This window comes from Pyramidobacter sp. CG50-2 (assembly GCF_003612005.1).
In the GTDB taxonomy this organism is placed as follows: domain Bacteria; phylum Synergistota; class Synergistia; order Synergistales; family Dethiosulfovibrionaceae; genus Pyramidobacter.
This window is the reverse complement of the sequence record NZ_RAWT01000001.1, coordinates 79,341-93,038: the sequence shown is the minus strand read 5'-3', so window position 1 is coordinate 93,038 and position 13,698 is coordinate 79,341. Positions and strand designations below refer to the sequence as shown.

The 13,698-nt window shown below is 63.6% G+C and carries 13 protein-coding genes and 1 other RNA gene; 10 read left to right on the top strand and 4 right to left on the bottom strand.

Features of this window, described 5'->3' with window-relative positions; translation table 11 throughout:
• The first annotated feature begins 1 nt into the window (after position 1).
• From D7D26_RS00360 to D7D26_RS00345, 4 genes are read left to right on the top strand one after another with little or no spacing between them, the layout of a single operon-like run.
• Complete coding sequence (locus D7D26_RS00360; protein WP_199674619.1) at positions 2-415, top strand: FMN-binding protein; 414 nt, start codon at positions 2-4, stop codon at positions 413-415.
• Between the two features lie 4 nt (positions 416-419).
• The gene (locus D7D26_RS00355) at positions 420-851 is read left to right on the top strand and encodes a DUF4418 family protein (RefSeq protein WP_120371586.1); all 432 of its coding nucleotides are present in this window, start codon (positions 420-422) and stop codon (positions 849-851) included.
• Positions 852-853: 2 nt separating this feature from the next.
• Positions 854-2,062: an ABC transporter permease gene (locus D7D26_RS00350; RefSeq protein ID WP_120371585.1), complete on the top strand. Its 1,209-nt coding sequence runs from the start codon at positions 854-856 to the stop codon at positions 2,060-2,062.
• Position 2,063: 1 nt separating this feature from the next.
• Positions 2,064-2,750 (top strand): ABC transporter ATP-binding protein, encoded by a 687-nt coding sequence (locus tag D7D26_RS00345; RefSeq protein ID WP_120371584.1) that lies wholly within the window; start codon positions 2,064-2,066, stop codon positions 2,748-2,750.
• A gap of 107 nt (positions 2,751-2,857) precedes the next feature.
• Here D7D26_RS00345 and D7D26_RS00340 read toward each other — a convergent pair whose 3' ends face one another.
• Genes D7D26_RS00340 through D7D26_RS00325 form a run of 4 tightly spaced genes read right to left on the bottom strand, consistent with a single transcriptional unit; the run spans position 2,858 to position 6,133 of the window.
• Positions 2,858-3,562 carry a 2Fe-2S iron-sulfur cluster-binding protein gene (locus tag D7D26_RS00340; RefSeq protein WP_120371583.1) on the bottom strand — a complete coding sequence of 235 codons (705 nt, stop codon included), beginning with the start codon at positions 3,560-3,562 and terminating at the stop codon, positions 2,858-2,860.
• On the bottom strand, positions 3,559-5,103 hold the full coding sequence (locus D7D26_RS00335) for an FAD-binding protein (RefSeq protein WP_120371582.1): 1,545 nt from the start codon (positions 5,101-5,103) through the stop codon (positions 3,559-3,561). The genes D7D26_RS00340 and D7D26_RS00335 overlap by 4 nt, the downstream gene beginning before the upstream one ends.
• Complete coding sequence (locus tag D7D26_RS00330; RefSeq protein WP_120371581.1) at positions 5,100-5,636, bottom strand: pilus assembly protein PilX; 537 nt, start codon at positions 5,634-5,636, stop codon at positions 5,100-5,102. Before D7D26_RS00330 ends, D7D26_RS00335 begins: the two co-directional genes overlap by 4 nt.
• Positions 5,633-6,133: a DUF6921 family protein gene (locus D7D26_RS00325; RefSeq protein WP_120371580.1), complete on the bottom strand. Its 501-nt coding sequence runs from the start codon at positions 6,131-6,133 to the stop codon at positions 5,633-5,635. Before D7D26_RS00325 ends, D7D26_RS00330 begins: the two co-directional genes overlap by 4 nt.
• A 209-nt stretch (positions 6,134-6,342) precedes the next feature.
• Between D7D26_RS00325 and D7D26_RS00320 the strand changes: the two genes are divergently transcribed.
• From D7D26_RS00320 to D7D26_RS00295, 6 genes are all read left to right on the top strand, one after another.
• Positions 6,343-7,143 (top strand): ankyrin repeat domain-containing protein, encoded by an 801-nt coding sequence (locus D7D26_RS00320; RefSeq protein ID WP_158606208.1) that lies wholly within the window; start codon positions 6,343-6,345, stop codon positions 7,141-7,143.
• Positions 7,144-7,248: 105 nt separating this feature from the next.
• Positions 7,249-8,889, top strand: coding sequence for a hypothetical protein (locus D7D26_RS00315; RefSeq protein ID WP_120371578.1), 1,641 nt, complete (start codon positions 7,249-7,251; stop codon positions 8,887-8,889).
• Positions 8,890-9,130: 241 nt separating this feature from the next.
• On the top strand, positions 9,131-9,499 hold the full coding sequence (locus tag D7D26_RS00310) for a YegP family protein (RefSeq protein WP_120371577.1): 369 nt from the start codon (positions 9,131-9,133) through the stop codon (positions 9,497-9,499).
• Between the two features lie 133 nt (positions 9,500-9,632).
• Positions 9,633-9,731: signal recognition particle sRNA small type (ffs, locus tag D7D26_RS00305), an RNA gene on the top strand.
• A 298-nt stretch (positions 9,732-10,029) separates the two neighbouring features.
• Positions 10,030-10,650: a TetR/AcrR family transcriptional regulator gene (locus tag D7D26_RS00300; protein WP_120371576.1), complete on the top strand. Its 621-nt coding sequence runs from the start codon at positions 10,030-10,032 to the stop codon at positions 10,648-10,650.
• The gene (locus D7D26_RS00295; RefSeq protein ID WP_120371575.1) at positions 10,647-13,691 is read left to right on the top strand and encodes an efflux RND transporter permease subunit; all 3,045 of its coding nucleotides are present in this window, start codon (positions 10,647-10,649) and stop codon (positions 13,689-13,691) included. The genes D7D26_RS00300 and D7D26_RS00295 overlap by 4 nt, the downstream gene beginning before the upstream one ends.
• Positions 13,692-13,698: the final 7 nt, after the last annotated feature.

The following is a 13,698-nucleotide window of genomic DNA, read 5'->3' as shown; positions in this document are numbered from 1 at the left end:
CGTGAAGAAAGCACTGATTTTGATCGCCGTCCTCGCCGTGATCGGCGGCGGCGTTTTCGCCATGAAAGACAGGATCTTCGGCGTCACGTACCGGGACGGCGTTTACGAGGGCGAGTATCAGGCCGACGACGGCGAAAACACCAAGGTGATCCTGACGCTCAAGGACAACAGGATCGTGGCCTGCGTTCTCGAAGCGCGCGACGCGCTGGGTAACATCAAGGACGAAAATCACGGCAGGGACGGTTCGGCCGAGGATTTTCGCCAGGCGCAGCGCGCCGTGCGCGCGATGAAGAAGTATCCGGACATGCTGATCGAGGCGCAGGATGTGGACACGATGGACAGCATTTCCGGCGCGTCCGTTACCTACAAGGCCATGCAGATCGCCGTGCATGAAGCGCTGAGCAAAGCGAGGTAGAGTGATGAAAACGTTGTGTGCCGTCGTGAACGCTCTGCTCGGACTGGTTCTTGCCCTGACGCCGTTCTGGCTGGCGCCGGTCTGTTCGCAGATGGCGCCTCACGGCGGCCCGATGAAGTGTTACTATTCCGGACTGTTCATTGCGGGGATGGGCGCAGTCGTCGTGTTTTTGGCGCTGTTCGCCCTGCTGCGCCGCGGCCGCGGCTGTTTTGCGGTTCTGGCTTCGCTTGTCGCCATCGCGGCGGCGGTGGCCTGCCTGCTCGTTCCTGCCGGCGTGATCCCGCTGCGCGGCGCCGGCTGGGTCTGCGGCCTGTGCGGCGATCCGACGCACGCCTGCCGCGCCGTGACGATGCCGTTCGTGCAGAAGGTCGCCGCCGCCATCGTCGCGCTGAACGTCGTCTCGCTGATCCTGTCTTTCGTCAGGGGAGGGCGCTGAAGATGGCGGGCGCACCCTTGAGCATGGCGGCCGTCGCGCGCAAAAACATCCGCCGCCGCCCCTGGCGGAGTTTCTGCCTTGTGCTCACGGTGCTGCTGTTCGCGTTCTTCCTGTACGCGGGCACGGTCCTGTCGATCAGTCTGTCCGGCGGCGCGCGCAGCACCGCCGACCGCCTCGGCGCCGACGTCATCGTCGTGCCGGCGGGGTACGATCCCCACATCGACAGTATCATCCTCTCGGGCAAGCCGTCGATGTTCTACCTGCCCAAGGACATCCTCGAGCGCCTGCGGGACGTGGAAGGGATCGACCGCATGTCGCCGCAGACTTTTCTGGCGACGCTGCGCGCCTCCTGCTGCTCCTATCCGCTGCAGATCGTCGGCGTGGACTACGACAGCGACTTCATCGTGCGCCCGTGGCTGGAAGCGACGCTGGGGCGCGGCCTCAAAGACGGCGAGCTGATCGTCGGCTACCGCGTCAACGGCGAAGCGGGCGAGCGGCTGCATTTCTTCGGCGTCGATCTGCCCATCGCCGGAAGGCTGGAACAGACGGGCATGGGGTTCGATTCGACGGTTTTCGTGACGCGCAAAACGGTGACCGACCTGGCCAAGGCGGCGGAAAACATCTTCAAACATCCGCTCGCCAACGACGGCAGCCTCGTCTCGACGGTGATGGTCAAGCTGAAGCCGGGTTACGATTCGGTGAAGGTGGCGCAGGAGATCAACCGCCGCTTCGGCGACGACGATATTTTCGCGCTGTTCAGCAAGAAGTTCGTCAACAGCATCGCCTCTTCGCTGACGCTGGTCTCGTGGATGATCCGCGGCGGCATCGGTCTGGTCTGGCTGCTGGCGGTGATCGTCATCGCGCTGCTGTTCTCCGTGACCATGAACGAGCGCAAGGGCGAGATCGGCGTTCTGCGCGCCGTCGGCGCCAGCCGCGGCAAAATCCTTGCTCTGGCTCTGACCGAAGCGCTGCTGATCAGTTTTTACGGCGCCGTGCTGGGTACGTCTCTCGGCGCCGCGGCCGCAGCCGTCGTCAGCCCGGCGGTTTCGGAAGCGCTGAAGCTGCCGTTCCTTCTGCCGTCCTGGAGGGCGCTGATCCTGCTGGGCGTCGCGTCCGTGACGGTCTCCGTCCTTACGGGCGTGCTGAGCGCGCTGTTCTCGGCGCGCCGGGCCAGCCGCGCCGACATTTACGACACGTTGAGGGGGAACTGAGATGGCCGCCGTTTTGAATCTGAAAGACCTGTGCAAAGAGTATTCGCGCGGCGGCCGTCCGTTCTTCGCCGTGGACCATGTGTCGCTGACCGTCGCGAGCGGGGATTTCGTCAACGTCGTCGGCCGTTCCGGCAGCGGCAAATCGACGCTGCTGAACCTGGCGGCGGGCATGCTGACGGCCACGTCCGGCTCGGTCGAACTGGACGGCGTCGGTCTGGCCGGCAAAAGCGACGCGGAACTGTCGCGGCTGCGCTGCGACAGGATCGGCTTCATCCCTCAGGGAGCGGCGGCGCTGCCCAATCTGACCGTGCTGGAGAACGTGATGCTGCCGTTCTGCCTTTACCCGCACGGCGGCGACGGCGAAGGCGCGGCCCGACTGCTGCTGGAACGCTTCGGCATCGGCGCGACGGCCGGTTCGTACCCGGGCGAGCTGTCCGGCGGCGAACTGCGCCGGGCGCTGATCGCCCGCGCGCTGATCAACCGTCCCAAGCTGGTGATCGCCGACGAGCCGACGTCGGATCTCGACGTGGAATCCAGCCGCGGCATCATGGAGGAATTCTCGCGCCTCAACGCCGAGGGCGTGACGCTGCTGATCGTCTCGCACGACCTCGACTCGCTGAAATACGGCAAGCGGGTCTGCACGATGAGCGAAGGCAGGCTGCGCGAGGGCAACTTGTTCGAGGCGTAAACGGGGACTGCGGGAAAAAATGGAACGCAAAACGAAAACCGCGCGGATGAACGGAATTTTTCCCGTTCGTCCGCGCGGTTTTTTATTCGCTTCTTTTTGATGCAGGCTCACGACCGCCTTCGCCAGACGGCGGCGGCGTTGCTGCGGGAGATCAGCTCGTCCACGGGGATGCCGGCCGGGCAGATGGCGCGGCAGGCCAGCGAGGTGCCGCAGCCGGCGTAATAATGTTTGACATATCGTTTCGCCGCTTCGGCGCGGTGGGGTTCGTCGCTCTCCTGATTGAACATGCGGTAGGCGCTGACGGCCGCCAGCGCGCCGGCGAAGCCGCCTCCGGCGGAAAAGTTCGGGCAGATCTCGAGGTAGCAGCCGCACATCAGGCAGCGGGCCGATTGGAAGCGCAGTTCGTGGGTCTTTTCGCGCGTCACGGCTTTGCCGGAGAGCCACAGATGGATTTTTTTCAGCTGTTCGAAGATGACGCCGCGGTCGACGACAAGATCGGCGACGAGCGGGAACTTGCTCAGCGGCTCGAGCGTGACCGTCCGTCCCAGAGGGCCGAGAAAGGCTTTGCAGGCCAGCATCGGCAGTCCGTTGACGCGCATGGCGCAGGCGCCGCACTTGCCGCAGGCGCAGCCGCATTCCCAGCGGACGGGCGGCGCTTCGCGGCCTTCCAGGTCGGTCAGCGGCGTGCGCGCGTTCAGCTCGCGCAGCGCGGCGGCGACGGACTCGGACTCGTCGCCTTCGTAGGCGAATTCCTGCCAGAAAACGTGCGCGCCGGGGCCGGCGGCGCGTCTGACGCGGATGACGAAGTTCATGGCCGCTCGTCCCCCTTTCCGACGTCCTCGAACGTTACGGCGACGCGCGCGCCGTCGAAGCGCGCTACGCTGGCGCGGCGGAACTTTGCGTCGTCGCGCGCGGGAAAGTCGCTGCGGAAGTGCGCGCCGCGGCTTTCCTCGCGCGCCAGCGCGCTTTGCAGCAGAGAGCGGGCCAGCAGCGGCAGCGTGCCGGAAAGCTTTTCCAGCTCGCTCAGGCCGCGGGCCATGGTCTCGCCGTCGCGGATCACGCCGAGGCAGCGCTTCGTGACCGCGTGCATGGCGTTCACGTCCCGCTGCGGCGCAGGCGGCGGCGCTTCGCCGGCGCGGCAGCGCGCCGGGGCTTTCGCCTCGCCGAGGGCCGTGCGCGCCGCGATCTGCCCGCCGTAGATGGCGCCCAGCAGCGAGTTGCCGCCGAGGCGGTTGGCGCCGTGGTACAGGCAAGCGCACTCGCCGGCGGCGTACAGGTTCTCGAACCCGGCGACGCGGTGAGATGCGTCCACCTTGAGGCCGCCCATGAAGTAGTGCAGTCCCGGCTCGACGGGGATGGGGCGCTCGCGCGGGTCGAGGCGCAGGTAGGTGAGGCAGGTGTCGACCACGCCGGCCAGCTTGCAGCTCATCACGTTTTCGGGCAGTTCCGTGAGGTCGAGGAACACGGGGCCGCCGCGCCGCGCCCGCCAGATCTCGCGCGCGGTGACGTCGCGCGGCATCAGGTTGCCCAGCTCGGGGTATTTCTCTTCCATGAAGTACCGGCGCTCGCCGTCCCGTATCGTGAAAAGCCGCCCGCCCTCGCCGCGCGCGGCCTCGCTGATCAGATGTCGTTTGCCCGAAGCGGACACGGTGGTGGGGTGGTATTGGATGAACTCGCCGTCGGCGATCGGCGCGCCAAGACGGAACAGTTCGGCCGCGGCTTCGCCCGTGTTGTTCAGCGAGCCGGTGGTGTCGGAAAAAAGGCCGTGCATGCCGCCGGTCGCCATGATCACCGCGTCGGCGCGGACTTCCGACACGGAGCCGTCGAAACGGTCGCGCAGCGCCGCGCCGCCGCAGGCGATCCCGTCGCGCAGCAGCGTCACGAAATCGTGATGCTGCAGACGGACGACGAGCCCCTCGCCTTCGTAACGGCGCACGGCGTCGATCAGCGCCGTCATTATCTGCTTGCCCGTGCTGCTTTGGGCGAAGGCGGTGCGCTTTTTCTTCTGTCCGCCGAAATGGCGCTGGTCGATCTCGCCGTTTGTCCGATTGAACTGCGTCCCCATCTCCAGCAGGCGGCGCACGATGCCCGGCGCCGCCTCGGTCATGCCGCGCAGTGCCGCGGCGTCGGCCAGTTCGCAGCCGGCTTTGTACGTGTCGGCGAAGTGCTGTGCCGGGCTGTCGTTTTCGCCCTTCACGTTCAGCGCCGCGTTGATGCCGCCCTCGGCCATCACCGACTGGGCGCGCTCCGACGGCATCGACGAGACGAGCGCGGCGCGCCCCCCTTTTTCCGCGGCGGTCAGGGCGGCCGCCAGGCCCGCCAGACCCGCGCCGACGATCAGCAGCGTCTTCATCGCCACTGCCACTCCGCGTAATAAAAGATCAGCGCCGCCGCGAAAAACAGCAGCAGCAGCGAGAAAATCAACAGCAGGTCCCCCTGCCAGACGCGGTAGCGGCAGACGCCCAGCGAGACCAGCAGCGGCCCCAGCCCCGCCAGCACGTGCAGCGCCAGCGCCGCGGCCAGAAGGATCTGCACGAGCATTTTCAGCGTCGTGAACTCGAACAGCACGAACTGCCCCGAACGAACGCGCCCGAAGACGCCGACGTGCAGGCACAGCAGCAGGATCAGGGCCAGCCCGCTGAGGCGGATCGCCCAGAAGCGCGCGTTCTGCCGCAGATACAGCGCGCCCCGCCGCGAAGCGCGCAGCGTCGGGACCGTCAGCGCCAGACCGATGGCGCCGTGCAGCGCCGCCAGCGCCATCGCCGTCCAGGCCACGATCTTGTCCGTGCCAGCGTTGACTCCCAGCAGCATGAAGCTGCCCGACATGCCGTGCCACGCCAGCAGCGCCAGCAGGGCCGCCGTGACCAGCGCGTTGAGCCGCCTCACAGCGCGCGCTCCATTTCCCGCGCTTTCAACGTCAGCGCGCCCAGCCGCCCGATGTCGCTCATGAGGATGACGCGCCGCGGCGTGACGAACAGATCGTACTTGCCCGCGAGCGCCTTCGACCGCAGCATCACGGGCGAGCAGGGGCTCAGCTTCACGTTCAGGCCGGCGCGTTCCAGCCGCCGCGCCAGACGCCGCGCGTAAACGCCGAGCGCCTTTTCGTCGGTCGTGTAGGCCAGCTTCAGCTCGCCGGGGCGTCCAAAGCGCGCCGGCCGTCCCAGCGCGGCCTCGCGCAGTCCGCGCAGCAGTTCGCCGGACGCGTCCACGCGCGGATTGACCGCCAGCAGATAGAGCCCGTCCAGCTCCTTCTCGCCGGCGTGGGCTCGCCGCGCCCCCGAGGAAGCGGCCGAAAGCGCGTCGAGCCGCGAGCGGTAATAAAAGCCCGTTCCGGCGATCAGGCACAGCGTCAGCGCCGCGACGATAAAAGCGCGTTTGATCATGGTCTCACCCTTTTCGAAAATCCGTCGACGTTAGTTTCAGTGAACTTCGCCTCTATTGTACCGCAATTTTTGGGGAAAGAACATGTTCGTCCCCGTCGCGGCATAAAATCCGGCGACGAGGGATCCGTCCCGACGGGGAGAGATTTTTATCTGTCGCAACTTTCCGATCTTTCATATATAATAAATGCGGAGGGAAGGGGATGGATTCCATGGGCGAGACATACGAACAGCTGCGCATCATTCTGGACGCGGACGGAGACTTCGTCGCCGGCGGCGGGGAATTGTCGGCCGCCAGGCAGTTTATTGCCTTATGCGCGCGCGGCTCGGCGGCGGAGATCGAAACGGCGCTGCGCCGGGGCGCTCCGGCCGAGGCCCGCGACGAACGCGGCGTGACGCCGCTGGCGGCGGCGCTGAACTCCAATGCCAGCCTGGCGGCGCTGAAAGTCCTGCTCGAACGCGGCGCGCCCCTGGAAACGAGAAACGGCGAGCACGCTACGCCCCTGATGATCGCCGCGCAGAAACGCAGCGCCGTCGTCGTCGATCTGCTCGTCGAAGCGGGAGCGAAAGTCGGCGCTCGCGACCGCCAGGGGCGCACGGCGCTGATGTATGCCGCGGCCTACAACCGCGACGCCGCCGTCGTCGACATCCTGCTGCGCTCCGGCGCGCAGGTTGACCGCGGCGACCGCGGCGGCGCGACCGCGCTGATGCACGCGCTCAAGCAGGTCGTGCCGTCGCCCGCCGTGGTGCGCCTCCTGCTGCTGGCGGGCGCGGACGCCAATTCCCGCGACAAAAGCGGCTGGACCCCGCTGAAACTGGCCGCCGCCTACAACAAAACAGCCGAAGCCGTCGCATTGCTCCTCGGCGCAGGCGCGCGCCCAAACTGTGACGAAGCGGAACGGGAAACGCTGACGAGGCTGCTCCATCAGAATCCGCTGATGAGCAGCTCCGAAAAGACCCGGCTGAGCAGCCGGCTGTCCCGTTTCTATTGTTCCGAAGAAAAGGAGCCGTGATACCGATTCTTGATAGTATCGACTGTGAAAAGCGCTTCTTCGGTTCCGGATTGGGCCGACGATGAGATTATGCCCTCTGGCGATGATCGAAAGGAGAACCGAGTCATGGGAAAAGAGATATTGAATATCCATTGCCCTCAGTGCGGGGCGCCGGCAAACTTTGACATTGTCCATCAGGTTTATGAATGCGGCTACTGCGGCGGAACGGTGAAGGTCGAGGCGGCGCTGGAGGAAAAAAAGGATTACCGGAACGCGCAGCAGAAAAAAATGAAGAAGTCCGCCGAGGCGTTCTCTTTGGAGTCCGCGTCCTGCAGCGGATGCGGCGCAACGATTGTGTTCGAGGAAAACGAGGCTCTGTCGAAATGCGCGTTCTGCGGCAGGAGCCTGGTGCGGAAAGAGTATCTGTACGACGCGGGACTGCCGGAAAGCGTCATCCCGTTCAGGCTCACGAAAGCGGAAGCGCAGCAAAGGCTGGAAGAATGGTGCGACCGGAACAGCCGCAAAAAAGAGGCCAAGCACCTGCGGTCCATGATCCCCGAGCTGAAGGGATTTTATCTTCCCTACGAGATGGTGCGCGGCCCGGTGCATTGCCGCGTGAGCTGCAAGAGGACGGCCGAGGTCTACGGCTTCGAGGGTTTTGTGAACGATGAGTTCGTAAACGGTTCGAAACAGCTCGACAATTTACTGCTGGACGCCATGGAACCGTTCGATCTGGACGGTCTTGAAGCCTTCGATTTCGCCTATGTGGCGGGACAGCGTGTAAAGATAACGGATATATCCGAGGCCGAAGCCGAAAGGCGGATGACGGAAGAGGTCTCGGAAAACTACCGGCCGCAGCTGGAAAAGATGTGGGGCACCAAGGCGATCAAGATCAATACGGAGGCAAAGTCCGCCGTCAGGCTGCCCGTGCTTTTGCCGGTCTATTATGTTTCCGGCGGGGATATCCATGCGGCCGTGAACGGACAGACGGGCAAGGTCAGCGTCCGCGCGGAGAAGAAAACGTATTACGTCACTCTGCCGTGGTGGCTGAAAGCCATGGTGACGCTGCTTTTGGCTGTCGGCGCCACGTTTTCCGCGATGGCGCTTTCCGGCATGGATCTCTGGGAAAGCCTGGGCATCGCGGGCATGCTCGGGATCTTTTATCTGATCGTCTATCTGTGCATGCTCGGCGATTTCGCGAATAACAGCGGGGAGATCGGGTCTTACCGAAAGATATTCACCTCGGGAGAGCGGACCTTTCGCAGGGACGGGGGGAAGCTTGTCCTTCGCGAGGAGATCCTGGAGCGCAAGGTGGCCCGGCCGGTGTTCTTGAGGAAACTGGACGGCAAGGTCCAGCCCGTCGTCTATCTTTTCAGGTCGCCGAAACGGATGATGGGAATCGCGCTGCTGAGTTTCGCGGTCATTTTTTTGCCGGTGATCGTCGCCCTCTTTCTGAATGGATTCGACTTTGCAAGGTTGTCTCTCGGCGGCTCGGCCGTGTGGTTCTGCATTATGGTTCCCGTCGTGCCGATTTACTTTGTGGTTTTCGGCATGGCAAGGCTTTATGATGCCCCGTGGATCTATACCCTTACAGAGGACGGCGGAAAGAAGCGCTACAGAAAAAAGATCGAAATCACGTGGAAAAAAGTGGTGGACGGTCTCGCGGTCGTCCTCGTTTTGCTGATAAAGCCGCCGCTCTGCCTGGCGGTCTGGTTTGGAATCGCGTCCTTTTGCACCATGTGCTATTTGACGGCTTTCGGTTTTTGATCGGCGAAACGGGGAGACGCTCAAACGACGAACGTTCGCCACGCCCTCCGCGCGAAAGCCGCGAAGCGGAGCGCGCGGACGGCTGCCTGCTCGCTCCCGGCTCCGTTTCGACGCGGCGGCTCCCGATCGGAAGAAAGCTGCAAAAATCTGTTTTTCGTCGTGACCCCGCTTGCTTTTTGATAAAAGTCTGATAAGCTGAGAGCGGCTTCATGAAATATGCTTACTAAAGGAGGAGACGAAAGTGGCAAAGTTTGTGATGAAAAGCGTCGCGTCGGGCCTGAAGTTCGATCTGAAGGCGGGCAACGGCGAGGTGATCGCCACGTCCGAGGTGTACACCACCGAGGCGGCCTGCCGCAACGGCATCGAAAGCGTGGTGAAGAACGCGGCCGAAGCCGTCGTGGAAGATCAGACCGAGAAGGATTGTGCCGTCCGGAAGAACCCGAAGTTCGAGCTTTACGCCGACAAGGCCGGCGAGTTCCGCTTCCGCCTCAAGGCCCGCAACGGCCAGATCGTCGCCGTCTCCGAAGGCTACAAAGCCAAAGCCGGCTGCCTGAACGGCATCGAAAGCGTGCGCAAGAACGCCCCGAACGCCTCCGTCGAAAAGGCGTAATTCGTTTTTTCGCATCTGCGAAAAATCCTGTCGTTGTCTTTTTTCGATTCAAGTGTTCCACGTGGAACATCTTCGCCGCGCCCTTGCAAAGGGCGCGGATTTTGTTAAAATATGCCTGAAGCCTCTCGCAGGAGGCCCAGCCCCGTGCGGCGAAAAACCACGAATCCCGTCAGGTCCGGAAGGAAGCAGCGGTAAGAGGATCTTTTCGGGTGCCACGGCTCTCTGGGTCTCCTGGGGGAGGCTTTTCGCGTTTTTTGTCGTAAAGCGGAACGAAAACCGCCACGGAGAACGGCCGGGGAAATTTTGGATTATCGCTTTGCGGCAAAGCCGCCGCATGATTTTGCTTTTCGCCGTTTCTCCGTGTCTCCGCGGTGGGTTTCGTTTTCCTCCCGCTTTTGTAATTAAGCCGCGGGAACGGGGCGGTGACAGATGGGCGGGCGATGGCTATAATATCTTCGTTCGAATAAAAATGACCGAGGGTCGTTATTTTGACTTGCCGTCTTCCGACGGCGCGAAAGGAGGCAGGCAGCGTGCCGAAACTCTCGGCGGAGAACAAAGAGCTGATCGCCGCGGCGGTGCGGGACAAGGCCTTTGCGTGCGCCTGCGCGATGCTGCGCGAAGCGGGATGGCGCCGCTTCACGATGAAGGATCTGGCGGCGCGCATGGGCGTGGCCAAAGGCACCGTCTACAACTATTTCCGCGACAAGGACGCCGTGATCCTCTTCATCCGCGAAACTTTGGCCCGGCAGATCTCCGCCCGCATCCGGCGCGACATGGAGCGGGAGCGCGACATCCGCCGGCTGCTGCGGCGCATTATCCTGAAATCGATCGAGGGCATGAGGGAGTTCCGCTTTCTCCACTTCGCCATCGGCGACGTGGTGATGAGGCAGTCCAGCCCGGAAGGGGCGTTCGCCGGTGACGCGGCCATGGACTGCGTGCACGGAGCTCTTGCCGCCGTCATGGAACGGGGCATGAAGGACGGTTCGGTGCGCCCCGGCGATCCCGGCCTGATGGCGGCCGCGCTCCATTCGTCGCTGATGGGCGTGGAAATGGGCAGCCGCTTTCACGGCGGCCTGGACACGAATTCGCAGAAAATCCGCGAGCTGATCGCCGATCTGCTTCTGCGCGGCATTTGTACGGAGGAAAAATGAAAGTCACGGAAACAGCATTGAGAAGACCGGTCACGGTCATCGTCCTGACGCTGGCGCTGGTCTATTTCGGCCTTTATTCCTACATGAACATGGGCGTTCAGCAAAATCCCGACGTCGATCTGCCCGTCGTCATGGTGACGACGACGATGACCGGCGCCACCGCCGCGGTCATGGACAACGACGTCACCGACGTGCTGGAAGAGCAGATCAACACCATCTCCGGCATCGAGAACATGACGTCGTCGAGCTACATGGGCGCGGCCGTCACGGTCGTGGAGTTCGATCTGGCCCGAGACATCGACGCCGCCGCGGCCGACGTGCGCGACAAGGTCAACGCCGCCCAGGCCGATCTGCCCGACGAAGCCGATCAGCCCATCATCGCCAAGTACGACATCGGCGATTCGCCGCTGGTGATGTTTTCCATCACCGGCGAGGCGTCCTACAAGGACAAGGTCTATTTCGCCGACAAGGTGGCCAAGGTGCAGTTTCAGTCGGTCAACGGCGTCGGCAACATCAGCATGCCCGGCCTGCGCGACCGCGAGATCCGCGTCTGGATCGACCCGGTGCGCCTGCGCTCGCGCGGCCTGGTCGTCAGCGATCTTTCCCGCGCCATCGCCAGCAAGCACGTCGAGCTTCCCGCCGGCAGCCTCAGCATCGACCGCTTCAAGATGGACCTGCGCATCGAGGGCGAATACTCTTCGGTGGAGGAACTCAAGAGCCTGCCTGTCACAACGCGCAACGGCGTGGTGATCCGCCTCGGCGACGTGGCCGACGTGGAAGACGGCTTCGAAGAAGAGGACAGCGAGGCCTTCGTCAACGAGCAGTCCACCATCATCATGGGCGTCATGAAGCAGCGCGGCGCCAACGAGGTGGAAGTCTGCGACTCCATCGTCGCCAAGTTCAACGAGATGCAGGGCATGGTGCCCGATGGCATCACGATGCAGCAGATCTACAACAAGTCCGACTTCATCCGCCGCTCCATGAACGGCGTGGGCGGCGACATCATCCAGGCCGTGATCCTCTGCTCGCTGCTGATGCTGTTTTTCCTGCAGACGTTCCGCGCCACGTTCGTGACGGTCATCTCCATGCCCGTCTGCCTGATCGGCAGCTTCTGCGTGCTGTCCTATCTGGGCATCACCGTCAACAACATGTCGATGATGGCCATCTCGCTGGCCGTCGGCATGGTCGTCGACGCCACCACCGTCGTGCTGGAGAACATCTACACACACATGCACAAGGGGCTGCTGCCTTTCGACGCGGCCCTCAAGGGCACGAACGAAGTCGGCTTCTCCGTGCTCGGCGGCGCCCTCACCACCATCGGCGTGTTCGCCCCCATCGCCACGATGGGCGGCATCATCGGCCGCTTCTTCTACGCTTTCGGCATCACCGTCGTCGTCACCATCTCGCTGTCGCTGATCATCTCGTTGACGCTGACGCCTTTTGCCTGCTCGCGCATCCTGCGCATCACGCCGCCCGGCCGCGCCGCGCAGTTCTGCGACGCGTTGCTGCGCTCTCTTGAACGCGGCTACCGCCGTCTGCTTACCGCGGCCGTGCATCACAAGGCCGTGACGCTGGCGGCCGCGTTGGGCATCTTCGTCTTCGGCGTTTTCGTGGCCGGAAAAGTCGGTTCCACCTTCTCGACCAACGACGACCAGGGAATCTTCATCATCAACTGCGAGCTGCCTTCCGGCACCGAGATCGAGGAGACCGGCCGCGTCATGCAAAGCGTTGCCGACGTGGCGCGCCGCCATCCCGGCGTCATGCGCACGATCATCTCCGCCGGTTCGGGCAGCGGCGGAGAGTCGAACAAGGGCAGCATCTACGTGCAGCTGATCGCGCGCAAATCCCGCGAGGCTCAGGACGTCGTCATGAATGAAGTGCGCAATTCCGTGGCGGGGTTCCGCGACGTGACCATGAACTTCACCACCTTCGGCGGCAAGGACGTGGAAATGGTCATGTCCGGCGCGCCCACGGAAACTCTGGCGGCGCTCGCCCAGAAGCTTACGGCCGAGATGAAGACCATGGGCAAGCTGCGCGACGTGGAGACCGACGTGCGCCTCGACAAACCCCAGCTCAACATCTCCATCGACCGCAACATGACCGACGCTATGGACGTCGACGTGCGTTCGCTGTCCACCGAGATCCAGGCCTACTTCGGCGGCGTCAAGGCCGGCGTGTTCAAGGAAGGCGGCTACCGCTACGACATCCGCCTCATGGCCCGCCGCGGCCAGCGCTCTAGTCTCGAAGACCTGCAGATCGTCTCGTTCAAGAACGGGGCCGGCGAGATCGTGCAGGCCCCCGGCCTGATCACCGTCACCAGAGTCATGGCTCCCAGCGTCATCAAACGTTACGGTCGCCAGACCGCGCTGACCATCTCCGCCAACGTCACCAGCGATTACTCCATGGGCGAAGCCATGGTGTACATTCAGGAGCTCGGCAAAAAGTACATTCCCGAGGGGGCCGGCATCACCCTCCAGCCCTCGGGACGCACCAAGAACATGCAGAAAGAATTCGCCCGCCTGTTCACGGCGCTGCTTATCGCCATCTCGCTGATGTACGTGATCATGGCCGTACAGTTCGAATCGTTCCTGCACCCCTTCACCGTCATGTTCTCGCTGCCGCTGATGACCCCCGGCACCTTCTGCCTGATGTACGTCATGAACGTCAAGCTCGACGTGATGGCCTATATGGGCATCATTCTGCTCGTCGGCATCGTCGTCAACAACGGTATCATCCTCGTCGACTTCATCAACCAGAACCGCCTCAGCGGCATGGACAAAGTCAGCGCCGTCATCGACGCCGGCCCGCGCCGCCTGCGCGCCATCCTGATCACCTCGCTGTCTACGCTGATCGGCGCCATTCCCGCGGCGCTGAAGCTGAGCGAGGGCTCCGAGTCGCGCCAGCCCATGTCAGTGGCGATCTTCGGCGGGCTGTTCACCTCCACGCTGCTGACGCTGCTGGTCGTGCCCGTCGTCTATCTGGTGCTGGACAACGTCAAGGAGCGCCTGGGACGCAAACTTTTCCAGAAGGCGCTGCCTTAGTCAAGAG